22 protein-coding genes are annotated in these 25,916 nt (G+C 67.3%); 8 read left to right on the top strand and 14 right to left on the bottom strand.

Annotation, left to right across the window (positions count from 1 at the left end; translation table 11 throughout):
- Positions 1–10: 10 nt before the first annotated feature.
- Positions 11–1,660: an arylsulfatase gene (locus ACHFFA_RS10435; RefSeq protein ID WP_394270783.1), complete on the bottom strand. Its 1,650-nt coding sequence runs from the start codon at positions 1,658–1,660 to the stop codon at positions 11–13.
- A gap of 119 nt (positions 1,661–1,779) precedes the next feature.
- On the opposite strand from ACHFFA_RS10435, the gene ACHFFA_RS10430 reads away from it, so the two are divergent.
- The 3 genes from ACHFFA_RS10430 to ACHFFA_RS10420 are packed head-to-tail and all read left to right on the top strand — an operon-like array spanning position 1,780 to position 5,299.
- A complete protein-coding gene (locus ACHFFA_RS10430; protein WP_394270782.1) occupies positions 1,780–2,949 on the top strand; it encodes a PepSY-associated TM helix domain-containing protein in 1,170 nt (389 codons plus the stop codon).
- Positions 2,946–3,146 carry a hypothetical protein gene (locus tag ACHFFA_RS10425; RefSeq protein WP_394270781.1) on the top strand — a complete coding sequence of 67 codons (201 nt, stop codon included), beginning with the start codon at positions 2,946–2,948 and terminating at the stop codon, positions 3,144–3,146. The genes ACHFFA_RS10430 and ACHFFA_RS10425 overlap by 4 nt, the downstream gene beginning before the upstream one ends.
- Before the next feature lie 41 nt (positions 3,147–3,187).
- Positions 3,188–5,299, top strand: coding sequence for a TonB-dependent receptor (locus tag ACHFFA_RS10420; RefSeq protein ID WP_394270780.1), 2,112 nt, complete (start codon positions 3,188–3,190; stop codon positions 5,297–5,299).
- On the opposite strand, the gene mnhG is transcribed toward ACHFFA_RS10420, so the two are convergent.
- The 6 genes from mnhG to ACHFFA_RS10390 are packed head-to-tail and all read right to left on the bottom strand — an operon-like array spanning position 5,296 to position 11,383.
- Positions 5,296–5,670: a monovalent cation/H(+) antiporter subunit G gene (gene mnhG / locus ACHFFA_RS10415; protein ID WP_394270779.1), complete on the bottom strand. Its 375-nt coding sequence runs from the start codon at positions 5,668–5,670 to the stop codon at positions 5,296–5,298. The genes ACHFFA_RS10420 and mnhG overlap by 4 nt on opposite strands.
- On the bottom strand, positions 5,667–5,948 hold the full coding sequence (locus tag ACHFFA_RS10410) for a K+/H+ antiporter subunit F (RefSeq protein WP_394270778.1): 282 nt from the start codon (positions 5,946–5,948) through the stop codon (positions 5,667–5,669). The genes mnhG and ACHFFA_RS10410 overlap by 4 nt, the downstream gene beginning before the upstream one ends.
- Positions 5,945–6,430: a Na+/H+ antiporter subunit E gene (locus tag ACHFFA_RS10405; RefSeq protein WP_394270777.1), complete on the bottom strand. Its 486-nt coding sequence runs from the start codon at positions 6,428–6,430 to the stop codon at positions 5,945–5,947. The genes ACHFFA_RS10410 and ACHFFA_RS10405 overlap by 4 nt, the downstream gene beginning before the upstream one ends.
- Positions 6,427–8,106, bottom strand: a complete 1,680-nt coding sequence (locus ACHFFA_RS10400; protein ID WP_394270776.1) for a monovalent cation/H+ antiporter subunit D — start codon at positions 8,104–8,106, stop codon at positions 6,427–6,429. The genes ACHFFA_RS10405 and ACHFFA_RS10400 overlap by 4 nt, the downstream gene beginning before the upstream one ends.
- Complete coding sequence (locus ACHFFA_RS10395) at positions 8,103–8,444, bottom strand: Na+/H+ antiporter subunit C (RefSeq protein ID WP_394270775.1); 342 nt, start codon at positions 8,442–8,444, stop codon at positions 8,103–8,105. The genes ACHFFA_RS10400 and ACHFFA_RS10395 overlap by 4 nt, the downstream gene beginning before the upstream one ends.
- A complete protein-coding gene (locus ACHFFA_RS10390) occupies positions 8,444–11,383 on the bottom strand; it encodes a monovalent cation/H+ antiporter subunit A (protein ID WP_394270774.1) in 2,940 nt (979 codons plus the stop codon). The genes ACHFFA_RS10395 and ACHFFA_RS10390 overlap by 1 nt, the downstream gene beginning before the upstream one ends.
- Positions 11,384–11,602: 219 nt before the next feature.
- On the opposite strand from ACHFFA_RS10390, the gene ACHFFA_RS10385 reads away from it, so the two are divergent.
- Complete coding sequence (locus ACHFFA_RS10385) at positions 11,603–12,511, top strand: FkbM family methyltransferase (protein ID WP_394270773.1); 909 nt, start codon at positions 11,603–11,605, stop codon at positions 12,509–12,511.
- A 24-nt stretch (positions 12,512–12,535) separates the two neighbouring features.
- Here ACHFFA_RS10385 and ACHFFA_RS10380 read toward each other — a convergent pair whose 3' ends face one another.
- The 6 genes from ACHFFA_RS10380 to ACHFFA_RS10355 form a co-directional block, all read right to left on the bottom strand.
- Complete coding sequence (locus tag ACHFFA_RS10380; RefSeq protein WP_394270792.1) at positions 12,536–14,755, bottom strand: xanthine dehydrogenase family protein molybdopterin-binding subunit; 2,220 nt, start codon at positions 14,753–14,755, stop codon at positions 12,536–12,538.
- Positions 14,752–15,723 carry an FAD binding domain-containing protein gene (locus ACHFFA_RS10375; RefSeq protein ID WP_394270772.1) on the bottom strand — a complete coding sequence of 324 codons (972 nt, stop codon included), beginning with the start codon at positions 15,721–15,723 and terminating at the stop codon, positions 14,752–14,754. Before ACHFFA_RS10375 ends, ACHFFA_RS10380 begins: the two co-directional genes overlap by 4 nt.
- A complete protein-coding gene (locus ACHFFA_RS10370; RefSeq protein WP_394270771.1) occupies positions 15,720–16,220 on the bottom strand; it encodes a 2Fe-2S iron-sulfur cluster-binding protein in 501 nt (166 codons plus the stop codon). Before ACHFFA_RS10370 ends, ACHFFA_RS10375 begins: the two co-directional genes overlap by 4 nt.
- A 20-nt stretch (positions 16,221–16,240) precedes the next feature.
- A complete protein-coding gene (locus tag ACHFFA_RS10365) occupies positions 16,241–16,864 on the bottom strand; it encodes an NTP transferase domain-containing protein (RefSeq protein ID WP_394270770.1) in 624 nt (207 codons plus the stop codon).
- A complete protein-coding gene (locus ACHFFA_RS10360; RefSeq protein ID WP_394270769.1) occupies positions 16,833–17,792 on the bottom strand; it encodes an XdhC family protein in 960 nt (319 codons plus the stop codon). The genes ACHFFA_RS10365 and ACHFFA_RS10360 overlap by 32 nt, the downstream gene beginning before the upstream one ends.
- 92 nt (positions 17,793–17,884) lie before the next feature.
- The gene (locus ACHFFA_RS10355; RefSeq protein ID WP_394270768.1) at positions 17,885–18,541 is read right to left on the bottom strand and encodes a TetR family transcriptional regulator; all 657 of its coding nucleotides are present in this window, start codon (positions 18,539–18,541) and stop codon (positions 17,885–17,887) included.
- A 102-nt stretch (positions 18,542–18,643) separates the two neighbouring features.
- Here ACHFFA_RS10355 and ACHFFA_RS10350 point away from each other — a divergent pair, with 102 nt between their 5' ends.
- The 4 genes from ACHFFA_RS10350 to ACHFFA_RS10335 all read left to right on the top strand — a co-directional run bounded on the left by ACHFFA_RS10350 (position 18,644) and on the right by ACHFFA_RS10335 (position 24,526).
- Positions 18,644–19,561: an oxygenase MpaB family protein gene (locus ACHFFA_RS10350; protein ID WP_394270767.1), complete on the top strand. Its 918-nt coding sequence runs from the start codon at positions 18,644–18,646 to the stop codon at positions 19,559–19,561.
- 59 nt (positions 19,562–19,620) lie between these two features.
- Positions 19,621–22,095 (top strand): TonB-dependent receptor, encoded by a 2,475-nt coding sequence (locus ACHFFA_RS10345; protein WP_394270766.1) that lies wholly within the window; start codon positions 19,621–19,623, stop codon positions 22,093–22,095.
- A 126-nt stretch (positions 22,096–22,221) separates the two neighbouring features.
- Positions 22,222–23,787 carry a fatty acid--CoA ligase gene (locus ACHFFA_RS10340; protein WP_394270765.1) on the top strand — a complete coding sequence of 522 codons (1,566 nt, stop codon included), beginning with the start codon at positions 22,222–22,224 and terminating at the stop codon, positions 23,785–23,787.
- Between the two features lies 1 nt (position 23,788).
- On the top strand, positions 23,789–24,526 hold the full coding sequence (locus tag ACHFFA_RS10335; RefSeq protein WP_394270764.1) for an acyl-CoA dehydrogenase family protein: 738 nt from the start codon (positions 23,789–23,791) through the stop codon (positions 24,524–24,526).
- Here ACHFFA_RS10335 and ACHFFA_RS10330 read toward each other — a convergent pair.
- Positions 24,511–25,662, bottom strand: coding sequence for an acyl-CoA dehydrogenase family protein (locus tag ACHFFA_RS10330; RefSeq protein ID WP_394270763.1), 1,152 nt, complete (start codon positions 25,660–25,662; stop codon positions 24,511–24,513). The genes ACHFFA_RS10335 and ACHFFA_RS10330 overlap by 16 nt on opposite strands.
- Positions 25,663–25,916: the final 254 nt, after the last annotated feature.

Below are 25,916 nucleotides of genomic sequence, written 5' to 3'. Positions count from 1 at the left end.
CGGGGACGGGTCAGCGCCCCGAGATGCCGTAGCGAGTGAAGAACTCCTCAGACGACATCTCCTCCAGCGCCGCCTTGCCCTGTGCCTCGATATAGCCGACCGCGCGCGCGTAGGCGGTCCATTCGGCCATCATCTCGTCGAACTTGCGCGGATGGCGTTCGGCGATGTTCACCTTTTCCTCGGGATCGTCGTGCAGGTTGAACAGGAACCATTCGTCGTTGCCATAGGGCGGCGCCATGTACAGCAGCTTCCAGCCGCCCTTGATCACCGCCTTGCATTCGATCATCTCGAACCCGATCGCATCGAACGGCCCGCGAACGGGCTGGTGGCTGGTCGCTTCGAGATAGGGGCGCCATGACCTGCCGTAGAGCGGGGCCAGCGGCTGCCCCCGGTGGTAGGTGTCGGGGCGGGCGATACCCGCATAGTCCAGAAACGTCGGAAAGATATCGGTCGCATGCAGGGTCTGGTCGGTCACGATCCCGCGGCGCGCGATCTCCGGACCGGATACGATCAGCGGCACCTGCACGCCGCCCTCGCTGGTGGTCAGCTTGAAATAGGACAGCGGCGTATTGCAGACCTCGGCCCACCCCGCGCCGATCGAGACGAACGAGCCCTTGCGCCCTATGTTCGCCGGGCTGTTGTCGTATGCGCGGTCGATCTCCTCGGGCGTCGACTTGGTGTAGAAGTGCGGTTCCTTCGGGTTGGCGCCGTTGTCGGACATGAAGACGAAAACGGTGTCGTCGTACTGGCCGCTCGCCTTGAGGTGGTCGATTACCCGGCCGATGCCTTCGTCGAACAGTTCGATCATCGCGGCATAGATTTCCATCTTGCGCGACTGGCTGACCCGTTCCTCGTCGGAAAGCTCGGTCCAGCGTGGGAACTGGCCGCTGCCCTCGTTCACCGGCAAGTCGGCAGGGATCAGGCCCATCGTCTGCATCCGCGCATGACGTTCGGCCCGGATCGCGTCATACCCGCCATCGTAGCGGCCGCGGTACGTCTCGAACCATTCGTCCGGAACCTGAAGCGGATCGTGCGGCGCGGTGTAGGCGAGATAGCCGAAGAAGGGGCGCTCGGTCCCGGCATCCGACAGAAACTCGATCATCCTGTCGGTATAGTGCGTGGTCGAATAGAACCCTTCCGGCAGACTGTTGGTCACGTCGCGGCCATCGTGGTCATACAGCGTTTGTGGCCGCTCGCTTTCGGCCAGCGGGAGAACATCGTCGAAATGGCTGGCGCCGCCGCCCAGGAGGGAAAAGACCCGGTCGAACCCGCGATGTTCGGGCCGCTCCCCCTCGTTCTTGCCCAGATGCCATTTGCCGGCGAAGAGGGTGGCATAGCCGGCATCGCGCAGCACCTCGGCGAGGGTGACGACCTGCCGGTTTAGCGTGCCTTCATAGCCCGGCTGGCCGAACTGGTTCATGCGGTGCATCGGCGGCATGACGCCGAGCCCGTTCTGATGATTGTCGACCCCGGTCAGCAGCAGCGAGCGGGTTGGCGCGCACAGCGACGAGACATAGAAGCCGCGGAACCGCGCCCCGGCATCGGCCAGCCGGGCGAGGTTGGGGGTGGCGATCTCGCCCCCGAACGGCGCGCAATCGGAGTAGCCCATGTCGTCTACCACGATCAGCATGAAATTGGGCGGCTTGCGGTTTTCGGACATCAGGCATTCCTTCCTCGATCATTGAACCGGCGAGGGCGGCACGGTTTCCCGTCATCTCTTTCTGCTATTGCGAACTATTCGCATTGACGAACTGTGGTGACCGGCTTAGGCGCCTCCGCATGACGCGGCGCAGCATCCGGTTCTGGTATCTGATTCACAAATGGACCGGCCTAGTGTCGACCGGCTTCCTGCTGATGCTCTGCCTGACCGGCCTGCCGCTCATTTTCCATGACGAGATCGATGCCCTGCTGGGCGAGGATTACGAGGCCTCGCTGGCCGGCCCGGCATCGGCGGCGGACGGGCTGCCGCTTGATGCCATCCTGGCGCGTGCGCTGGAGCAACGCCCGGGCGAGGTGCCGCTGTTCATGGCCTTCAGCCAGGACAGCCCGCTGATCACCGTCACCACCGGCCCTGCGCCCGATGCGCCGGGCGAGGCGATGACCCTGCTGTTCCTCGACCGTTCCACGGGCGAAGCGCTTGGCCCGGCGCCCACCGGCGGGGTGATGGATTTCCTCCTGACGCTGCATACCGACCTGTTCCTCGGCCTGCCCGGAATGCTGTTTCTGGGCGCGATGGGGTTCCTGTTCGTCGCCGCGCTGGTGTCGGGCATGGTGCTTTACGTGCCCTTCATGCGGCGGCTGGCCTTCGGCACCCTGCGCGAACCCCGCAACCGGCGAGTCCGCACGCTCGACCGGCACAACCTGGTCGGCGTGGTGACGCTCGGCTGGGCGCTGGTGGTGGGGCTGACCGGAGTGATCAACGCGCTGGCAGACCCGCTGACCGAGAGCTGGCGCGACGGCGAACTGGCGCGGATGACCGCGCGCTATGCCGAACAGCCGCAGCTCGATCCGGCGCGCTACGGGTCGCTCGACGCCGCGATGCAGAGCGCGCAGGCCGCCCTGCCCGGCCGTTCGCCGCAGTTCATCGGCTTTCCCGGCGGAGCGTGGAGCACGCCGCAGCATTACGCGATCTTCTTTCAGGGCGATCGCCCGCTGACACAGAACCTGTTGACCCCGGCGCTGGTCGATGCGCGGAGCGGCGCGCTTGTCGATGCGCGGGCCATGCCGCTGGCCAACCAGGCGCTGATGCTGTCCAAGCCGCTGCACTTCGGCGATTATGGCGGGCTGGCGCTGAAACTGATCTGGGCGGCGATGACGCTGCTGACGATCTGGGTGCTGTGGACCGGGCTGGCGCTGTGGCTGCGGCGCGGATCGGGTCAGGTCGACCGCCGCGTCGAGGAGATCGCCACCGGCGCGATCGCCGGCCGCCGGCAGGAGCTTGCCGCATGACATCTGCCGCGCGCCGGCCCCGCCGCCCGCGGTCGCCCGCGCGAAGCGTGCTGGCGATGCCGCTGGCCCTGCTTGTGGCAAGCGTTGCCGGCCTCGTCATCGGGTTGACCGGCGATGGCCTGCGCGATGCTGCGGCTGCCGCCCTGCTTGCGCTCCCCCTTCTTGCGCTCGTCCTCGCGTGGTCGCGGCGCGGCTGACCTTCCGCTTTTTACCACCCTCAAACTCGCCTGGAACACCCATGAAGACCATTCCGTTCGCCGCTTCGCTGTCCGCTCTTGCCGTCGCCACCGCCGCCCCGGCCACGGCGCAGGACGAGGAGGAGACGATCATCGTTCGCGCCCAGCGCGACAATGCGACACAGGTCGTCAATGGCGGCGATGCCGGTGCGCTGGGCGATCAGGCGGCGGAGGATCTGCCGTTCAACGTCCGGTCGTTCGATGAAACGCTGATCTACAACCAGCAGCCGCTGACCGTGGGCGAGGTGCTGGAGAACGACCCCACGGTGCGCGCCACCTATGGTTTCGGCAATGCGGCCGAACAGTTCGTGATCCGCGGCTTCCCGCTGTTCGCCGACGATCTGGGCGTCAACGGCCTCTACGGCATCGCCCCGCGCCAGATGGTGGCGCCCGAATTGTTCGAGCAGGTCCAGGTCCTCAACGGATCGAGCGCGTTCCTCAACGGTGCGGCCCCGGGCGGCTCGGGCCTTGGCGGGAGCGTCAACCTGCTGCTCAAGCGGGCCGGCAAGGATGCGACCCGCGCCACGCTCGGCTTCGTCGGCGATGGGCATTTCGGCGGCAGTTTCGACGTTGCTCGACGTCTTGGCGAGGGGCGCCAATGGGGCATCCGCATCAACGGCGCCTACCGCGACGGCGAGGTGGCGATCGATGACGAGGATCGCAGCGCCAGGGTGCTGGGCGGGGCGATCGATTATGACGGCGGGCAGCTGCGCATCGCGCTCGACCTTGCGTATCAGGAAATCCGCGTCGACCGGCTGCGCCCCAAGGTGACGCTGCTGGCCGATGCCATCCCCGAGGTGCCCGATGCGAGCGCCAATTACGCACAAAACTATACCTATACCGAACTCACCGACATCTTCGGCACCCTCAACCTCGAATACGACATCACGCCCGATGTCCTTGTCTATGCGCGGGGCGGTCTGCGGCGCGGGGACGAGGAAGGCATCTACGGCGACCTGCAGGTGACCGATGCGGCAACCGGCGAGGCGACCAGCGGGTTTCATTCCTTTATCCCCTATGAGCAGGACAACGAGGCGATCGAGGCAGGGGTGCGGGCGAACCTGCGCACCGGGGCGGTCAGCCATGCGTTCAACATCGGCGGCAACCTGATCTGGCAGCAGGATCGCACCGCCTATGATTTCTTCTCGCCGTTCGCGACCAACCTCTACGATCCGGTACAGGTGCCGCTGCCGCCCCGTGCCTTTGCCGGCGGCAATCTCGACGATCCGTTCCCGATCACCGAACGCAAGCTGGGCAGCATCTTTGCATCCGACACCATCGGCCTGTTCGATGATCGGGTGCTGCTGACCGCCGGCGCACGGTTCCAGAGCATCGACATCAAGCGCTTCGGCTATGCCGCCGGCGCGCTCGAAACCCGCTATGACGAGGATGCTGTGACGCCGATCATGGGGCTGGTGGTCAAGCCGGTCGACGGCCTGTCGCTGTATGCCAACTATATCGAAGCCCTGCAGGAAGGGCCGGTCGCCCCGCTCGATTTCGAGCTGTCCAACCCCGGCGCGGTGTTGGCGCCGCGCAAGTCGGCCCAGTACGAGATCGGCGCGAAGCTGTATTTCGATCCGGCGATCTTCGCCACCGTCGCGCTCTACCGTATCGAACGCCCGGGCGAAGGCTTCGAGGACGACGGAGCCGGCGGCACCCGGTTCGCCTATCTGGGCGAGCAGCGCAATCAGGGCGTCGAGGTCACCATCAACGGCGAATTGTCGCGCGGCCTGCGGGTCATCGGCGGGCTGGCGTATACCGATGCCGAGCTGGCGAGCGGCTCCAGCGTGCCGGGCGTTCCCGAATTCGCCGCCAATGCCAATGTCGAGTGGGACCTGGCATTCGTCCCCGGCCTGACCCTGACCGGGCGGCTGACCCATACCGGCGCGCAGCCGGCCAATGCGAGCAATACCCTTGAGCTGGACAGCTGGACCCTGCTGGATCTGGGCGCGCGCTATGTCCTGTCGGCGGGCGAGGTTCCGGTGACCTTGCGCCTGACGGTCGATAACGTCACCGACGAAGCCTATTGGGCCAGCGCCTTCGATGCTTTCAACCCGGCCTTGCTGCAGGGCGCGCCGCGCACGGTCAGGGCATCCGCCTCGATCGCGTTCTAAGCGTCGTCCTTACGCCTTTCCGCAGCTTCGGTCGGGGGCGGCACGTCAGGGCTGCCTTCCTCGCGGTCGCGATAGAGCGCCGCGCGGGCAAGCAGCATGAAGGTCACCGGGGTGGTGACGGTGACGAACAGGAACAGCAGGATCTCGTGAACCGAGATCCGGCTGCCCTGCGCCGAAAAGTACACCATCGAGCCGAGCGCGATCAGCGCGACGCCGAGACTGCTTCCAAGGGTGGGCGGATGGATACGGTCGTAAAAGGTGCGAAAGCGCACCAGTCCGAGCGAGCCGAGGAAGGCGAACAGGGCGCCGCCCAGCACCAGCAGCGCAACGACCAGCGCGGTCCAGGTCGAAATGTCGGCCGCATCGGTCATTCGATGACGTCGCCCCGCATCAGGAACTTCGCCAGCGCCACCATTCCGACGAACCCCAGCAGCGCGATCACCAGCGCGGTTTCGAAATACAGGGTCCGGCCGGTGCGGATGCCGTAGGTGATCAGCAGCAGCATCGCATTGACGTAAAAGGTGTCGAGACCCAGCACCCGGTCCTGCGCCCGCGGTCCGGCGATCATCCGGTAGGCCGCCAGCATCATCGCCAGGCCAAGGAGCAGCTGCGCGACGGTGAGTGTAAAGGCAAAGGCCACAGGATTCATCGTTCGAACATCTCGATCAGCAGTCCTTGATAGCGCACCTGCACCAGGTCGACGATGGCGTCCTCGTCCTTGAGGTCGAAGATGTGCAGCATCAGTACGCCGCCGATGCGGTCGTACTGAACCCACATCGTGCCCGGGATCGCGGTAACCACCAGCGCGAGCAGGGTCAGGCCGTGGCGGTCCTTGAGGTCGAGCGGTATCCGGACGAAACACCCCGCCTGGCGGTGCGGGCGCAAGACCATCCGCGCGACCGCCACGTTGGAGCGCACGATTTCCGCCGCCGCCAGACCAGCGAACCGCATGGCCGCGCCCGGCGAGCGGACGCGCATGCGCTCGAGGCGCAGCGCGGCAGTCGCCTGCCCGGCAATGACGGCCACCAGCGCGCCCAGCACGAACTGGCCGGGAGAGAAGGTCTGCGTCAGCAGCAGCCAGATCATCAGGATCGCAGCTGCCAGGAACGGGTAGGGAAGCAGCCTCCTCATCGCGGCGGCGCCTGTTCGCCGGGCTGCGCTGCGGCCCCGCGGGTCTGCGCGCCCAACGCACCGCCGCGTCCGGCTGGCGCGGCGAGGACCGCCTCGACATAGCCCTGCCGGTCACCCAGCGACTGGCTCGTCCGGTCCATGTAGCGCATGACCGGTCCCGCAAAGACCATCAGCCCAAGGCAGATCGTCAGCAGGATGCCGACCGGCGCGGCTTCGACCAGATGGAGCACCGGTTGCGGCTGGTCCGAGGGTTCCCACAACAAATCAATGCCCGCGCGGGTGGTCGCGATCAGGGTCGCCATGCCCGATGCCACGATCAGCGCCACCAGCACCCAGGTGGTCCCCGCCACCGGCCCGCTGAGGCGCAGCAGCCCGTCGATGATGGCGAACTTGCCGATGAACCCCGACAGCGGCGGCAACCCGGCGAGGATCAGCGCGCAGAAGATGAACCCGCCGCCCAGGATCGCGATGGTGGCGGGAATCGCCACGCCGATCTCACTTTCGTCCTGCTGTGGCAATCCGCCGGTGTATTCATCGTCGAACACCGGCTCGCTTACCGGATGCACGTCGGCCTGCGTGCGCCGGCGTTCGACCAGCTCGATCAGCAGGTAGAACGCCGCAAGGCCGAGGGTGGACGAGACGAGGTAATAAAGGATGCTGCCGAGATCGACACCGCCGCCCGCCCCGATCGCGGCAAGCAGGGTGCCGGAGGACACGATCAGATTATAGCCCGCCACCCGGGTGAGCGAGCGGGCGGCAAGCACCCCGGTGATGCCGAACGCGATGGTCGCCAGCCCGCCGTACAGAAGCCATTCCTCGCCGAAATTCGCGCTCCATCCCAGATTGCCGCCGAACAGCAGCAGATAGATGCGCAGGATCGCATAGACGCCGACCTTGCTGAGGATCGCGAACAGGGCGGCGACCGGCGGGGCGGCGGCGGAATAGGTCGCCGGCAGCCAGAAGCCCAGTGGCCACATCCCGGCCTTGAGCAGGAACGCCAGGCCCAGCACCGCGATGCCGCTTTGCAGCAGGGGCAGGTCGCTGCCGGTGGTGGCGGGCAGTTGCAGCGCGAGTTCGGCCATGTTGAGCGTGCCCGTCACGCTGTAGATCAGGGCGGTGCCGATCAGGAACAGCAGCGATCCGGCGATGCTGATGGCGACATAGTGAAGGCCCGCCCGGACACGAAGCACGCCCGATCCGTGCAGCATCAGCCCGAACGAGGCTGCCAGCAGCACCTCGAAGAACACGAACAGGTTGAACAGGTCGCCGGTCAGGAAGGCACCATTGATCCCCATCAGCTGGAACATGAACAGGCTGTGGAACCGCGGCCCCGCCCCGTCCCAGCGCGCCGTCGCATAGATCAGGGCGCACAGGGCAAGCACGGCGGTCAGCAGCAGCATCATGACCGACAGCCAGTCGGCCACCATGACGATGCCGATTGCCGCCGGCCAGTCGCCCGCCAGATAGGCGCGGGTCGCCGGCGCCCCGGCGAATCCGGCGGCGATATTGTGCAGCAGCAGTGCAAGGTTGTTCACCAGCACGCCAGCCACCGTGGCCAGACTGATCGCGCGCTTTGCCGCCAGCCGGCGTTCGTCGAGCAGGAGCATCGCGGCGCCGGCCAGCAGCGGGAGCAGGATGGGCAGGACGATCAGGTGATCGGCAAGGGCGACCGTCATTCCGGCTCCTCGCCGTCCACATGATCGGTCCCCGTCAGTCCGCGCGAGGCGAGCAGCACCACCAGCAACAGCGCGGTCATCGCGAACGAGATGACGATCGCGGTCAGGACCAGCGCCTGCGGCAGTGGGTCGGCGTAAAGCGCAGGGTCCGCCGGCACCTCCGGATCGACGATCGGGGGCGCGTCAACCCGCAGCCGCCCGGCGGCGAGGATGAACAGGTTCACTGCATAGGAGATGAGCGAGAGGCCCATGATCACCTGAAAGGTGCGCGGTCGCAATATCAGCCACACGCCCGAGGCGGTCAGGATGCCGATTCCAAAGGCGAGAATGAGTTCCATCAGCTTTCCTCCGCCGCCGCTGACCCGGCGTCGGGCTTCGGGGTGGCCGGGCCGGCGATTGGCCGGCGGGGCGTGCGCAGCGACTGGTGGGCGATGGCGATCAGGATCAGCGCGGTCGCGCCGATGACCAGCAGGAATACGCCGATGTCGAAGATCAGCGCGGTCGATGCGGGCACCTTGCCGATCACCGGCAGCTCGAGATACCGGAAGCCCGTCGTCAGGAAGGGGCGGCCGAACAGCCACGCCCCGGCCCCGGTCGCCAGCGCCAGCAGCAGGCCAACACCGATCCAGGCGAGCGGGCGGACGCGCAGCCGCAGTTCCACGCTGCGGGTGCCGGCAGACATGTACTGGAGGACCAGCCCGGTCGACATGGCGATGCCGGCGGCAAACCCGCCGCCGGGCAGGTCGTGGCCGCGCAGCAGGAGATACAGCGCCAGCGCCACGATCACCGGATACATCCACTCCATGACGACCCGCGGCACCAGCAGCGTATCCGCCAGCGTGTCCCCCGCCCGCCGTTCTTCGCGGATGAGGTCGAAGCGATCCTGGTTCTGCTGCTGAAGCGGGGCGAGCACGCTTTCGCGCGCCGGCCGGAACCGCCGCAGGACCGAGAAGACCGTCAGCGCGACGATCGCCAGCACGGTGATCTCGCCCAGCGTATCGAACGCGCGAAAATCGACCAGCGTCACGTTGACGACGTTGCGGCCCCCGCCCTCGGAATAGGACAGATCGATGAACCAGCGCGAAATCGTCGGCGGCAGGGGCCGGGTCATCATGGCATAGGCAAGCATCGCCATGCCCAGGCCGGCCGCCACCGCCAGCAGCAGATCGCCGCCCCGCCGCCGGAAGACCGAGAAGGGCGTGCGCCCGGCGGGCCGGATTTCGCGGACCCGTTTGGGCAGCCAGCGCAGGCTCAGGAGCAGGAGCACGGTGGTCACGGTCTCGACCAGCAGCTGGGTCAGGGCAAGGTCCGGGGCCGAAAGCCAGACGAAACTGATGCAGCTGGCCAGCCCCGCGCCGCCCAGCAGGATGAGGGCGGCAAGGCGGTTGTACTTGGCCAGCCATGCCGCACCCACCGCGCAGGCTGCGCCCACCAGCCAGGTGAGGGCGAACGCCGGTTCGATCGGCGTGGCCGTCCGGTCGCCCAGCGAATAGCCATAACGAAGGAACGGCAGCAGGGCGGCAACGCCGGCCACCGCGACCAGCACCCGCAGCTGGACCTGCAGGCGCCTTGTGCCGATCCGGGCCTTCACCCGCTGGGCCCCGTCGATCAGCGCGGCGAGCGCGCCTTCGAACATCCGCCGGCCCTTGAACCGGCGCATCACCGGCGGCCCGTCGACTTCGTTCAGGCGATCGCGCATCAGGTAATAGCCGGCGGCGCCCGCCACCAGCGCCAGCACGCTCAGGACGAGCGGCTGATTGAACCCGTGCCACACGGCCAGGCTGTATTGCGGGGTATCGGCCCCCAGCACCGACCATACCGCCTCGGCCAGATAGGGGCCGATGGTCGCCGCCGGCAGCATCCCGATGGCGAGGCAGGCAACCACCAGGATGCCGATCGGCGCCCTCACCCACAACGCCACCTCGTGCGGCACCTTGGGAATGTCGTGCGGGGGCGGGCCGAAGAAAGTCTGGTGGATGAAGCGCAGCGAATAAAGGACGCTGAAGGTGAGGCCCACCGTCGCGATATAGGGCATGACGAGGTCGAACAGGCCATCGTTGTTGAAATGCAGCGCCCCGGCAAGGAACATCTCCTTCGACAGGAAGCCGTTCAGCAAGGGCACCCCCGCCATAGCCGCGGCGGCAACCATCGCCAGGCTGCCGGTGATCGGCATGTAGCGCAGCAGGCCCGACAGGCGCCTGACATCCCGCGTGCCGGTCTCGTGGTCGATGATCCCCGTCGCCATGAACAGGGAGGCCTTGAACAGCGCATGGTTGATCGTGTGGAATACCGCGGCGACCAGGCCCAGCGGATTGCTCATCCCCAGCAGCAGGGTGATGATGCCGAGGTGGCTGATGGTCGAATAGGCGAGCAGACCCTTGATATCCTGCTGGAACATCGCCGCCCATGCGCCCAGCACCAGCGTGGTCAGCCCGGCGATGGAGACGAGATAGTACCATGCCTCGGTCCCGGCGAGGACCGGCCACATGCGGATGAGGATGAACACGCCCGCCTTCACCATGGTCGCCGAATGGAGATAGGCCGACACCGGGGTGGGCGCGGCCATCGCATGGGGCAGCCAGAAGTGGAACGGGAACTGCGCCGACTTGGTGAACGCCCCGAACAGGACCAGGACGAGGATCGGCAGGTAGAGGCGGCTGTCCTTGATCAGTGCGGCAGAGGCGAGCACCTGATCGAGATCGTAGCTGCCGACGACCCGCCCGATCAGCAGCACGCCGACCAGCAGGCACAGACCGCCTGCCGCAGTCACGATGAGCGCCATGCGCGCCGCGACCCGGGCAGCCGCGTTCTGGTGCCAGTACCCGATCAGCAGGAACGAGAACAGGCTGGTCAGCTCCCAGAAGAACACCAGCTGGATGAGATTGCCCGACAGCACCAATCCCAGCATCGACCCCATGAAGGCGAGCAGGAACGAGAAGAACCGCGGGACCGGATCGGCGGCCGACATGTAATAGCGGGCGTAGAGCACGATCAGCGAACCGATGCCGAGGATGAGGATGGCGAACATCCACGCCAGCCCGTCCAGCCGGATCAGCAGATTGAGTCCCAGCTGCGGCAGCCATTGCACTTCCGAGCGCACCAGTGCCCCGGTCGGGACGGACGAATACAGCACCGCCGCCAGCACGGTTCCCGCAACCGCGACCGCGCCCGCCAGCAGCGCCGCGGCATTGCGCGCGCGCGAAGGCAGGAATGCCGCCGCCAGGCTGCCGGCAAAGGGCAGCGCCAGCATCAGCCACAGGAGCCCGGCGTAGGTCAAGGTGCGCGTCTTCCGCCTTGTTGCATAGGCGTCCTATGTCCCGGAAAGGGACGCAGGCGCAAGGCCGCGGCGGGTTAAAAACGGTCGTCATCTTCGGCGCGGCGACAGCGCCTTCACCTTGCCCGGCAATGAAGCTATGGGCACCGGCCTTGCCCATCGCCACTCAGGCCGCCACGCCAGCCGTGCGGTGCCCGACCCAGATCCTCCGCAGGAGACGAAATGCCGGTTAGCCTTCAATCGATCCGCAGGCGTGAAGGCCTGAAGGGCTGGATCAAGCGGCGCATGTTCGTGTTCCTGCGCAAGCAGTCTCTCGAGCTCTATGGCTATCGCGGCAAGCGCATGGCCGTTTATGCCAACGACTACATCGGCCACCAGATCAACCTGTTCGGCATCTACGAGAAAGAGGAGCTCGAGGCGCTGGCCCGGTTCCTGCAACCGGTCGCGGCCGAACTGAAAACTTCCACCTGCCTCGATATCGGGGCGAACATCGGCAATCATTCGGTGTTCTTCGCCGGCCTGTTCGGGCGGGTTCATTCGTTCGAGCCCAACCCGTCGAACTTTCGCCTGCTCCAGTTCAACGCTGGCTATCATGACAACATCGTCCCCCACGATCTTGCGCTCGGCGAGGAAAGCGGCGGGTTCTACATGCGCGAATATGTCGACAATTTCGGACGCTCTGAAATCGTCGACGATCCGGCCGAGGGCGACGTCCTGATCGCGGTCAAGACGCTCGATCAGTTCGATCTGGGCGAGGAACGGGTCGCCTTCATCAAGATCGACGTCGAAGGCATGGAGCCCAAAGTGCTGCGGGGCGCCGAACAGACCATCGCGCGCCATCAGCCGATCATCGCCATGGAACAGCATCGCGACGATTTCCGCGGCGGGGGCAGCGCCTCGGTCGCCTGGCTGACCGAACGCGGCTACCGCTTTTGCTGGTACGAAGGGCGGCCGGAAACCAGCAAGCTGGCCAAGGGGCTTTATGATCTGCGCGAAGCCTTCCTCGGGGTCGAGGACCGGATCGTATACGGCGACGAGGTGCCGGTGCGGTTTCACAACATGCTGATCGCTGTCCCGCCGCGCTACCAGCAGGTCCTCGGCCTCGATCGGAAGGCTGCTCCGGCAGGCTGAGGCGGGGCGGGGAGGGGCGCGCCCTCAGTCTGGGACAGGCAGTTCGCCGATGATCTTGTCGACCGTCAGCGGGAAATCGCGCACCCGCACCCCGCAGGCATTGTAGACCGCATTGGCGATGGCGCCGGCCGCGCCGCAGATGCCGAGTTCGCCGACCCCCTTCGCCTGAAGCGGGCTTGCCGCAGGGTCGCGCTCCTCGTCGAGGAGGATCACCTCGAGGGCGGGCACATCGGCCTGCACCGGCACGTGGTAATCCGCCAGATCGTGATTGGCGAGGCGGCCGGTGCGCAGGTCGAACGACAGTTCTTCCGTCAGCGCGCTGCCGATACCCCAGACCATCCCGCCAAGGCATTGCGAACGCGCGGTCTTGGCGTTGAGCACCCGGCCGAACCCGAAGGCGCCAGTCATCCGCCGGACGCGAACCTCGCCGGTCCAGACGTGCACCGCGACTTCGGCGAAGAATGCGCCATAACTTGCCTGGTTGTAATCGAGGGCGGTCTTGCCGCGGCGGATCCGGCCCTTGGCGACGATTTCCTCGCCCGCCAGCAAGTCGGCCAGCGCGACGTGACGGTTGGCGCAGGTCGCCATGCCGTCCTTGAGGCGCAGCTCGTCGGGCGAGCAATCGAGCATGCCGGCCAGCTTCTCGCGGATCGTCTCGCAGGCGCGGAAAACCGCCGATCCGGTCGAGCTGGCACCGAAGCTGCCGCCCGATCCGGCGCCGGGGGGAAGCTCGCTGTCGCCAAGGCGCACCTCGACCTGAGCAATAGGCAGGCCCAGCATCTCGCCCGCGATCTGGCCCAGCACGGCGTAGGAGCCGGTGCCGATGTCGGTCTGGTCGCTTTCGACCAGCACGCTGCCGTCGCCGCGCAGCGTCACCCGCGCCTCGGCGGTGACGATCATGTTGACCCGCGCCGCCGATGCGACGCCCATGCCGATCCACCAGTCGCCATCGCGCGTCTGGCATGGCTCGGGCTTGCGCTGGTCCCATCCGAAGGCCTCGGCCCCGCGGTCGAGCGCGGTGGCCAGCATCCGCGAGGAATAGGGCGTCCCGTCGGCGGGGACGGTGTCGGGGATGTTGCGCTTGCGAAACTCGATCGGTTCGATGCCGGCCTGCTCGGCCAGTTCGTCCATCGCCGCCTCGAGCACCTGCATGCCCACCGCTTCGCCCGGTGCGCGGACCGATCCGGCGGTGAGCCGCGAAATGCGTGCAACGTCGACCTTGATACGGCGGTTTTCGCCCGCATAGAGGAAATGGCTCGCCTGGGTGACGGGTTCCGCCTGATCCTCGTTCGGCAGGTTCGATACCAGCGCCTCGTGCCCGAAGCCGATCAGGCGGCCATTGCCGTCACAGGCGAGACGCACCCGTTGGCGGGTCTCCGAACGACGCTCGATCCCCTGGAAAACCTGCTGGCGTGTCATATTGACCCGCACCGGGCGCCCCAGTTCGCGCGCGGCAATCGCCGCCCCCACCGCATCGTGCGAAATGCCCAGCTTGGAGCCGAACCCGCCGCCGACATAGGGTGCCACGATCCGGACCTTGCGCGGCGCTATGTTCAGCGAATCCGCCAGTTCCCTGACGTTGTCGGCCAGCATCTGGAACGACCCGTAAAGAGTGAGGTGGCCATTGTGCCAGGTGGCGATCGAGGCATGCGGCTCCATCGCCGCACTGGCATGCCCCGGGGTGCGGTAGACCACATCGACGCTGTAAGCGGCGTCCTTCATCGCCTGATCGAGATCGCCGGCGTCCACCCGCTTGTCGTCACTGGGCACCTCGACCTTGGCCGCGGCGCTTTCGGGGTCGTAGGGGATGGGACGATCGGACGGTTCGTATTCGACCTTCAGGGCCTCGGCGGCGGCGCGGGCCTGTTCGAAGGTTTCCGCAACGACCAACGCGATCGGCTGGGCGAAATACTCGATGGTGGCCGGGTCCTGCTGCGGTGCGGCGCCTGCCTGCCCTTGCGCCGGGCGGCGCAGCATCCGTTCGTCGGTGAAGACGCCGAGCACGCCGGGCAGGCCTTCGACCGAGGCGGCATCGATGCTGCGGACCTTGCCTTGCGGGATGGCAGAGAGGACGAAGAACCCTTCGGCGCAACCGTCGATCGGGTATTCGGCGGCATAGGTCGCCGCGCCTGCAACCTTCAGCTTGCCTTCGGGCCGGTCGAGCGGTTGCCCGATGATGCCCTGTTCGGTCCGGTCGAGAACATTGCGGTCGTCGGGCTTGTTGTAGAGATCGAACACGGTCAGATCCTTGTCGCCTGGCTCAGTGCCGCGATCAGCGTGCGGCGCGCCAGGGGTATCTTGAAATCATTGTCGCCGAAGCCGCGAGCGTCCTTGACCAGCAGGTCCGCCGCCTTTTCGAACAGCGCCCGCGACGGGGTCTCGCCGGTCAGCAGCGCGTCGAGTGCCGGTTCGTGCCACGGGATCGTCCCGAAGCTGCCCAACGCGACCGCGGCATGGGCGATCCTGCCCCCCTCCATCCTCACCGCCGCCGCGACCGACACCAGCGCGAAGGCATAGGACGCCCGGTCGCGGACCTTGTGATAGACCTGGGTTCCGCCGAGCGGGGCGGGCAGGGTGACCCCGGTGATCAGTTCCCCTTGCGCCAGATTGTTGTCCCGTTCGGGCGTGTCGCCCGGCAGGCGATGAAACTGCCGCACCGGCACGGTCCGGCTTCCTTCTGGGCCGTCGATCTCGACTGTCGCATCGAGCGCATAGAGCGCCACGGCCATGTCGCCCGGATAGGTTGCGATGCACCGCTCGCTGGTCCCGATCACGGCATGCATTCGGTTGACACCGCCGATGGCGTCGCACCCGGTGCCCGGTTCGCGCTTGTTGCAGCGCTGCGAGCGGTCGTAGAAATAATTGCAGCGGGTCCGCTGGCACAGATTGCCACCGGTGGTCGCCTTGTTGCGCAATTGCGGGCTGGCGCCGGCCAGGATGGCGCGGGCGAGCAGCGGCCAGTCCCGCCGCACGCGTTCATCGGCGGCGCAGTCGGAATTGGCGACCAGCGCCCCGATGCGCAGGCCCTCGCCGTCGGCCTCAATCCGGTCGAGCCCGATGCCGCCGATGAAGGCCACCCGCTCGGGCGTCTCGATCTCGAGCTTCATCAGGTCAACGAGGTTGGTCCCGCCGGCCAGCGCCCGTTCGCCCCGGCCGAGCGCGTGCCGCGCGGCGGCGGGGTCGCGCGGTGCGGTGAATGCGAACTCCCTCATGCCTGTTCGCCCATCACGTCACGGATTGCGGCGATGATGTTGGGATAGGCGCCGCAGCGGCACAGATTGCCGCTCATCCGTTCGCGCAACTCCTCTTCGCTCGGCACCGGGACGGCCTCGAGATCGTCGGTCACATGGCTGGGCAAGCCGGCTTTCAGTTCCTCGAGCAGAGCAGTCGCCGAACAGATCTGGCCCGGGGTGCAATAGCCGCACTGGAAACCGTCATGGCTGACGAAGGCGCGCTGGAGCGGGGCAAGATCCTCGGACTGTCCGATATCCTCGATCGTGCGGATCTCGTCGCCGTCGTGCACCATCGCCAGGCTGAGGCAGCTGTTGATCCGCCGGCCGTTGACGATGACGGTGCAGGCTCCGCACTGGCCATGATCGCAACCCTTCTTCGGCCCTTGCAGATCGAGATCGAAGCGCAGCCAGTCGAGCAGGGTGCGGCGGGGATCGCCATCGTATTGCCGTTCAGTACCGTTGACCTGCGCTTTCACGTGACGTCCTTGCTGTTAGCTTACCCAATCCGCAGCTCCGGCGGGGGTTCCGGCCGATCAACGTCATAGACTGCACCGGGATCGTGGGTGGGAATGGTGACGCAGCCGGGCTGCGCGGCCAGGATCGCGCGGGCGCCGCTGTCGCCGGTCATCCGGCCAAGCGTACCGAACAGCGTCGCATGTGCGGCAACCGGGTGCCCGGGGGCGCCGGCCATGCTGACAAGCGCGCTTGGCGCCCCGCGCGCGATGGCGGCGACAAGATCGCCGGCGAGGTGCTGCGGCACGCGCGGCATGTCGCCGAGGAATATTACCGCGCAATCCGTGTCCCGGGGCAAGCCGGCGATGCCCGCGGCGAGGGTCGAGCCGATGCCCGCCGCCCAGCGGGGATGGACGACCAGCCGCAGGCGCGGATCGGACAGCGGGGCGAGCGCTTCGCCGATGGCATCTGCATCGCTCCCGGCGACAACCAGCAATTCGGCGATCGGGGCGGCCAGGGCATTGCGGACCGAGGCGCGGATCAGGGGCTCGCCGTTCCACTCGGCCAGCATCTTGCGACCCCCGAACCGCCGCCCGGCTCCCGCCGCCAGCACGATGCCCGCCGCCCGCACCGGCTCAGCCGCCCGGCATCCGGTTCGCCGCCGCATCGGCGATGATCTCGGCAATCACGGCGATGCCGATCTCCCACGGCGAGCGCGCCCCGAGGTCGAGCCCGATGGGCGCGCGCAAGCGGGCGATCCGGTCCTCCGGCACCCCGGCCTCGCGCAGCAGATCGAGCCGGTCGGCAAGGCGCGTGCGCGAGCCCAGTGCGCCGACATAATGCGCCTCGGACCGCAGCGCGGCAGCAAGGACGCCATGATCGAGCTCGACGTCGTGCGTCGCCAAGGCGAGTGCGGTCCAGCGATCGAGACCGGCCTGCTCGATCACGGTCGGCAGGGGGCGGCGGTCGCAATCGAGGTCGAACGGGGCCGGGGCCGCGGGGCCGCCGGGCGCCGCCAGCAGCACCTCCCATCCCATCTGCCGACCCAGCGCGGCGATCGCGAGCGCGAAGGGGTCGCTGCCGATCACGATCAGGCGCTGGGGCGGCAGGAACAGGCGGGCATGGCTGCCTGCGATGTCGGCCGGATCTTCCCCCGCCCCCGCCCCCGTCACCGCCGGGCGGCAGCTGCGAAGAATGCCGTCGCTGCGCCACAAGGCGGGAGTGCGTTCGGTGGCCAGCCGCTCCAGCTCGGCCAGCGCGGGGTCGCCTGGCAGGACCCGTTCGACCAGCACCTCGATCCGTCCGCCGCAGGGCAGGCGCATGTCGATGAACGGACTGCCCCGGCCATAGACGAGGTGGCGCGGCTCGCCCCCGGCGATGACCGAACGGCCATGAAGGGCGACGTCATCCTCGATGCAGCCGCCCGAGAGAAAGCCCCACTGGCCCTCTTCGCCGATCACCATCTGCGCGCCCACCGGCCGCGGGCCGCCATCGGCGGCGACGATGGTGGCAAGGGCGAAGGGCCGGGCATCGCCGGCAAGCGCGAACATGCGCGGGCGCATATCGTCTTCGAGGCCGGTTACGGGCCAGTTCACAGGCGGAGGGTTCCTTTCTTTCGGACAGCTCTTCGGGCGGCGGCAACCGGACCCGGCCGCGCGACACCATCATCGATAGCCGGGCCGGGCCGTCATTCCGAGCCGATATTCGCCGTCAGCGCGGCAAATTCGGCAACCACCACGGGGCGCGGGATCCGGTCGAGCCGGCGGCCAAGGAAGGCTTCGGACACCCTTCTTGCCGCCCCCTGCCAGTTGAGGCCGGACAAGAGGTGCAGGGCCGCGATCCGGTCGCCCAGGGTGGGGCTGGCGCGGCCGCGGGCCCGGCCCACCAGCGCCGCGGTAAGGGCAAGCCCGGGCAGCCACAGCCGTTCCAGCATCAGGTCGTAGGCTGGACCGCCGATCTGCATTTCGCGCATCATGAACCGCGTCCAACCCGGCTCGCTGCCGCGGGGAACCAGCATGTCGGACAGGGCAAGGACGATCCGGTGCAACGCATCGCGCGCAGCTTCGCGGTCGCGGATTTCAGCAGGATCGCCCAGTTCGCCCAGCAGCGGCGCCATGCGTTCGCGGTACCGCCGGATCACGTGCAGCGCGCAGGCATGATACAAGCCCGCCTTGTCGGTGTAGTGATAGGCGATGGCAGGCACCGCCACCCCGGCCCGCACCGCCAGTTGCCGGACCGAGGTGCCATCGAACCCCTGACGGCCGAACAGCACCAGCCCGGCCTCGAGCAGGCGGCTGCGCGTCTCCTCCCCCGGCCGGTACGACCGGCGGCCGGCCTGCCGCATGGTCGCTCCCTCATCCACCGCGCGCCGCCCGCATCATTTCGCTTGTCCCCCGGACATTCGTTCGATACCAATATCTAACAGGCGTTATACATTGGCGACCCGATGAATGCGACACCCGATCCCTATCGTGTGGACTACCTGCGACCGGCAGGGGAAGCATCGCTCGTCCCGCCCGGCTCCCCCCAGTGGCGGGTGTTCAAGAACCCCATAGCTCTGGGCATCGGCGGCGTTGCGGCCGTCCTCCTCGAATTCGCCGACCCCCGCATCCGCAGCGGGGTGTGGGATCATTCCACCTACAAGGCCGATCCGATCGGTCGTTCGAAGCGTACCGGGACGGCGGCACTGGCCGGGGTCTTCGGCCCTGCATCGACTGCGCGGCGGATCATCGGCGGGGTCAACCGGATGCACGCGCGCGTCGCCGGCGAGACCCCGAACGGCGTAGCCTACCGCGCCCTCGATCCCGATCTGCTCGACTGGGTGGCGGCGACCGCGGGCTATGGCTTCGTGGAGGCGTATCACCGGTTCGTCGCCCCGCTCAGCCCTGGCGAGCGCGCGATTTACTACCGCGATCACGAGCCGATCGCACGGCTTTATGGCGTGCAGCACCCGCTGACCAGCGACGCCGATTTCCATGCCATGCTGGACGCGCTCTATCCCCGGTTCGAACCTCATCCGATCAATCGCGAGTTTCTCGCCATCATCATGTCCGGCAAGGCCGCCCCGGCGGTGCCGCGGCCCCTGCACCGGGCGCTCGGACGGGCTGCGGTCTCGCTGCTGCCGCCAAGGGTGCGCAGCCGGCTGGAGCTCGGCTCCGAATTCGATCTGACGATCCGCGACCGATTGATGCTGCGCGCGGCGGGCACGCTGGCCGATCGTGTGCCGGTGCGCGGATCGCCCCCGTGGCAGTCGGCCATCCGGCAGGGCCTGCCGGGCAATTTCGCCTGGCGCTCGCCGCGCCGGCAACGGCAGTTGGTGCAGGACAGAAACCGGGAAGGGGCCTTGTCAGCCGGAACCGGATAGAACGACGCGACAATAAAACCCGCCACGAAGCGGGGAACTAGGAGAGCGATGATGGAAGGATGTACCAGGGCACGCGCAGCGTTCTGTTGGTGGGGGTCGCTGCTGCCACATTGCCGGCGCAGGCGGCGCTGGCGCAGGACGTTCCCGCCACCGCTCCCGAACCCGCGTCGCAGGAAGAAAGCCCGACGACGTTCGACAGCGAGATCATCGTCACCGCCCAGCGGCGCGAGGAATCGATCAACCGCGTCGGCATTTCGATCCAGGCGCTGCCGGCCGAAACCCTTGCTGAACTGCGGGTCATTTCGGTCAAGGATCTGGCGGCTGTGGTGCCCAGCTTCACCGTCGCGCAAAGCTATCAGGGGGTGCCGACCTATACGCTGCGCGGGATCGGCTTCAACACGATCAACCTGTCTGCCACGTCCACCGTCGGTACCTATACCGACGAGGTTGCCTACGCCTATCCGATCATGAACACCGGCCCGCTGATCGATATCGAACGGGTCGAGGTGCTCAAGGGGCCGCAGGGCACCCTTTACGGGCGCAACACCACCGCGGGGCTGATCAATTTCGTCACCGGCAAGCCGAGCGAGGTCGCCTCGGGTGCGATGTCGTTCGATATCGGCAATTACCAGACCACCAATGTCGGCGGCTATGTCACCGGGCCGATCGCCAACGGGGTGCAGGCGCGGGTCGGCTACCGCGTCGATCTGAGCAACAAGGGCTGGCAGATCAGCAACAGCCGCGACGAGCGGCAGGGCAAGGTCAAGCGCTATGGCCTGCGCGGTTCGCTGGCGCTTCAGCCGGGCCCGCTCGAGGTCGATCTTTCGGCGACCTACTGGGTCAACAAGTCCGACACGGTGGTGGGGCAGGCGATCGGCTTCACCCCCGGCACCGCGCCCGACGGCACCGGGGCCGCACGGTTCTTCAACGCACCCGGCGCGGCGGATTACATCCGCGACAACTTCCCGACCGACGGCAGCCAAACGGACTGGGCTCCCTACGAACGCCGGTCTGCCGATATCGGGCGCGGAGCCGGGATCGACGGGCCATTGAAGGAAGACAACTGGTTCCTTGGGCTCAAGGGCCGGGTCCAGCTCGATCTGGGCGAGAATGCCCGCATCGTCTCGCTCACCTGCTACAACAAGTTCGTCCGCGACGCGATCTTCGACTGGTCGGGCCTGCCCAACGAAGTGCTGATCCAGAACGCCGAGGGCCGCATCAGCAGCCTGGCGCAGGAAATCCGGGTGGAGGGTGACGGGCCGGGCTACAACTGGCTCGTCGGGGGCTATCTCGCGCGCGACAAGATCACCGACACCAATCGCACCCTTCTGGGCGAGAATGCCAATGTCGGCCTGCTGCGGGCGCTTACGTTCCAGCTGCTCGGCAGCCCGCTCAACACCTTCGGCTACACCGCGGCCGATGCGGCGACCGCGTTCCGCACCTATCGCGACATCGGCGAATTCGACAACAAGACGGCAAGCCTCTTCGCCCACGGCGACTATGCCTTCACCGACGCTCTCAAGCTGACGCTCGGCATCCGCTACACCAAGGACCGGCAGGAGTTCGAAGGCTGCTCGCGGGATTTCAACGGCAGCATGTTGCCCAACGTCAATCTCGCCAACCGCGCGCTCTATCTGCAGATCTACGGCATCCTCGCCGACCCGATCGGGGTGGGCGATTGCAACACGTTCAACCCCGAGACCGGCAGCTTCGGGATCGTTCAGACGGTGCTGAAGGAGGACAATGTCTCATGGCGCGCCGCGCTCCATTTCACGCCCGCCCCGACGACGCTGCTCTATGCCTCGGTCTCGCGCGGCTACAAGTCGGGCACCTCGCCCGTCAACGCGGCCAGCACCGCGCGCCAGAACCAGCCGGTGCGGCAGGAAGAGCTGACGGCCTATGAACTGGGCGCCAAGCTCGGCCTGCTCGACCGCCGGGTGCAGGTCAATCTGGCCGGCTTCTACTACGACTACAAGGACAAGCAGATCAGCACCTATTTCGCCGATCCGATCTACACTGCGCTGGCCCGGCTCGACAATGTGCCCGAATCCAAGGCCTATGGCGTGGAAGGCGAGGTGACGGTGCGGCCGACCCCGGCACTGACGCTGATCGGGAATGCCCTGTGGCTGAAGACCCGGGTCGACGAATACATCGGCACCAATGCGGCGGGCCAGCCGCAGGATTTCGCGGGTTCGCAGTTTATCTACAGCCCCGAATGGACCGTATCGGGAACCGCGCTGCTGGATCAGCCGATCACCCCGCGGATCAACCTGACCGCCAATGCCAACGTGCGCTACCAGTCCCGGCAGACGACGATCTTCGAGGACAATCCCCTCTACGACATCGATCCCTACACGCTGGTCAACGCCGGCCTCGGCATCAAGGCGGCGGACGACAGCTGGTCGCTCAGCGTGTGGGGCCGCAACCTGTTCGACAAGTATTACTGGAACGCGGTTGCCAGCAACGCCAACATCGTCGTGCGCTTCCCCGGCCAGACGCGCACCTACGGGGCCACCGCGGCCTTCCGGTTCTGACGCGAACGCGGCCGGATCGACGCCGAAGAGCCGGTCCGGCCGCACCCTGCACCCCGCGCAACAAAGGCTGGCGCCGGAGCGGGCGGGGTGCCACGATGCGCCAGCCAATTCGCGAGGGAGACGCGCTTGAGTAGGGAAGTGGATGTTGCCGGCCTGCCCACCACCTTCGGCGAGGCGCTGCGCTGCCACGCGGCAGAGCGGCCGGATGCGGTCGCGCTTCGCTTTGGTGACCGGGTAACCACCTGGCGCGAGTTCGACGAGCAGGCCAACCGCATCGCCAATGCGCTGATCGCGATGGGCCTCACCAAGGGGGACCGGGTCGCCTATGTCGGCAAGAACAGCGACCGGGCGATCGCGCTGACCCTCGGGGCATCACGCGCCGGGGTGGTGTTCGTGCCGATCATCTGGCGCCTCGCGCCGACCGAGATCGAATACATCCTTGCCGACAGTTCGGCCCGGGTGCTGTTCGTCGAGCCGGCCTTTGCGCCGATCGGCGCTTCGGCGGCCAGGCGCGGCGTGACCGTGATCGATGTCGAGGCCGAATATGACGCGATGCTTCAACGCGGGGCACCGGAACCCCCCGCCGTCGCCATCAACGAGCAGGACGTGCTGCTCCAGCTCTATACCTCCGGCACAACGGGCAAGCCCAAGGGCGTCATGCTGACCCATGCCAACGGCATCCGTCAGCGCGCCAACCAGATCCGCGCCGGGGTCGACTGGCTGCTGACCGAACCTGGCGACACGACGGTCGTCGCGATGCCCTATGGCCATATCGGCGGGGTCGGCTTCGCCCTTCTGGCGACCAATGGCGGGCAGGAAATGATCGTTCACGCCGAATTCGATCCCGGCGCGGTGATCGAGGCGGTCGAACGCCACCGGGTCAAGCGCATCTTCCTGGTTCCCGCCGCCATTGCCATGCTGTTGCAGCACCCGCGCGCAGCCGAGGCCGATTTCAGCTCGATCGAGACCCTGTCCTACGGCGCCAGCCCGATCCCGCTGCCCTTGTTGCAGCAGGCGGTCGACAAGATGGGCTGCGGCTTCGTGCAAGCCTACGGGATGACCGAGACCTGGGGCACGGTGGTGGCTTTGCCGCCGGAAGATCACCTGCCGGGGCGCGAGGCCAAGATGTCCGCCGCGGGCAAGGCGCTGCCCGGGGTGGAACTGCGCATCATCGACGAGGAGGGCAAGCCGCTGCCCCCGGGCACCATCGGCGAGATCGCCATCAGCAGCCCCAACAACATGGCCGGTTACTGGAAGAAGCCCGAGGAAACCGCGGCGACCATGTACGAGCCCGGCTGGATCCGCACCGGGGATGCCGGCCTCATCGACGAGGACGGCTATCTCTTCATCCAGGACCGCATCAAGGACATGATCATCACCGGGGCGGAGAACGTCTATCCCGCCGAGGTCGAGAGCGCGCTCCACGGGCATCCCGCAGTGCTGGAAGCCGCGGTGATCGGTGTGCCCGATGCCAAATGGGGCGAGGCGGTGAAGGCGATGGTGGTGCTGAAGCCCGGCGCCGTTGCTACTCCGGACGAACTTATCGCCCATGCGCGCACGCGGATCGCGGGGTTCAAATGCCCCAAGTCGGTGGATTTCATTCCCGCCCTGCCGCGCAACCCTTCGGGCAAGATCCTGCGGCGCGAATTGCGCGAACCGTTCTGGGCCGGGCACGACCGGCGGGTGAACTGAGATGGCTTTCGCACGCACCGACGAACAGGACATGCTGGCGCAGGCGATCGATCAGTCGCTGGCTGGAGACAGCCGGGGTTGGGATGAGGTCGTCGTGCCGCTCGGGCTCGATGCGCTGGGCATTCCGGAGGGTGAAGGCGGCCTCGGCACCGATCTGCGCGATGCCGCCGTCGTCGCCGCGGGCTTCGGCCGGGCCAATGCCGGCCTGCCGTGGGCGGAACACTGGGTGGCGACGGCGCACGGCGCGCGGGGCGAGGACGGACCGCGCGCCGTGGATGACGCCGGCGTCCTGCGCCAGGCCAACGATACCGAGGTGCAGGAGCGCGCGCGGGACGACCTCGCCTTGCTGCATTCAGCCGAAATGATCGGGCTGTGCCGTACGATGATGGCCGATACCGCCGCCTTTCTCCACCAACGCCAGCAGTTCGGAAAGCCGATCGCCGGTTTCCAGGTGCTGCGCCACCGCATGGCCGACATGGCGATGCGGCTGGAACAGGCCGAGGCGCTGGTCGACCTTGCCATCGATGCGGGCGAAGCGGAACGCCCCCGCCTGGTCAGCGCGGCCCGGGTCATGGCCGGACGCGCGGCGCAGGAGGTAGGCGAAGGGGCGGTGCAACTGCACGGCGCAATGGGCCTTACCGCGGAACTGAGGCTGGGCGGCTATTTCCGCCGCCTTCGCGCACTGATGCAGGGCGACGGCACTGCCGCGGCCCATCTGTCGCGCTACGCCGCGGCCTGATCCACCACCACCCGGGCAATCAGGTCGCGCTGGATCTCGTTCGATCCGGCGTAGATCATGCTGGCCCGGTTGTTGAGATAGCGCGGCATCGCCACCGCCAGGGCATCGGGCGCATCCTCGAACGCCCCTTCCCAGCCGGCGGCGATGTCGAGCGCCAGCGTGTCGAGCTGCTGGCCGATCTCGGTCCCCAGAACCTTGAGCATGGAAGGGCGCACCGCGGCGCCCGGCCCGCGCCCGGCCAGCCCGGCAAGCTCGATCGCCCGCAAGGATTCGATTCCGATCGCCGCCGCGGCCAACCGTTCGCGATTGCTGTCCTGCTCGATCCAGCCGGTTGCCTCGGCGCCTTCGCGGATGGCGGCGAGGTGGGCGGCAAGGGCCGGGGCGTAGCGCCCGCCGCGCTCGAACGTGAGCAGGTGCTTGGCCACCGTCCACCCGGCGTTCTCGTCCCCCAGCCGGCCGGCGACAGGGACGCGCACATCATCGAAGAACACCTGGTTGAACTCGTGATCCCCGGCCAGCGTGTGAATCGGTGTGACCGTGATCCCCGGCGTATCCATGTCGAGCAGCAGGAAGGTGATCCCGCTCTGCGGCCGCCCGTCGGTGCTGGTCCGCACAAGGCAGAACATCTTGTTGGCGAAATGCGCATGCGTGGTCCAGATCTTGGACCCGTTGAGGACATAGTCGTCCCCATTCCGCACTGCCCGCAGCTTCAGCGAGGCAAGGTCGGACCCGGCGCCGGGTTCGGAATAGCCCTGGCACCAGTAATCCTCGCCCGAAAGGATCCGCGGCAGAAGCTCGGCTTTCTGCGCCGGCGTGCCGTAATGCATGATCACCGGGGCGACCATCTTCAACCCCATCGGCGCCAGCGTGGGCGCGTTCGCCCGCGCGCTTTCCTCGGCATAGATGTAGCGCTGCACATCGTCCCAGCCCGGGCCGCCATGCTCTGCCGGCCAGTCCGGCGCGGCCCAGCCCCGAGCGTGGAGAACCTTCTGCCAGGCGAGCGACACAGACGGGTCCTGGAAGACCGAGGTCGCCCGGCGCGCGGCGCGGCGCAGGTCGTCGGGCAGCGAGGTTGCGAGGAATTCGCGCACCTCCTGCCGAAAGGCGAGGGCTTCGGGCGTGTCGAGCATGGTCATTGCAGCAGCGTCCACCGTTTGCCCCGATGCCGCAAGATGCAAATGCCGCACCATTGCTTGGTATCGAGGCGCGCGGGGGCATGAGGCACGATCTCGCAAGGGTTGACGGGGAAGGCCAACCCTGTGCAGTTGCTTTCGCGAATCAATCGCAACAAGGATTACCGATCAATGCGCACGATCTTGCTTGCACCACGACCATCGCCGCCTCGCTGACCCTCGCCGCCTGTGGGGGTGAAACCGCCCCGGCCGAAGAT

The organism is Qipengyuania sp. (assembly GCF_043423005.1).
In the GTDB taxonomy this organism is placed as follows: Bacteria; Pseudomonadota; Alphaproteobacteria; order Sphingomonadales; family Sphingomonadaceae; genus Qipengyuania.
Note: the sequence above shows the minus strand (reverse complement) of the source record. Positions and strands in the feature narration are given on the sequence as shown.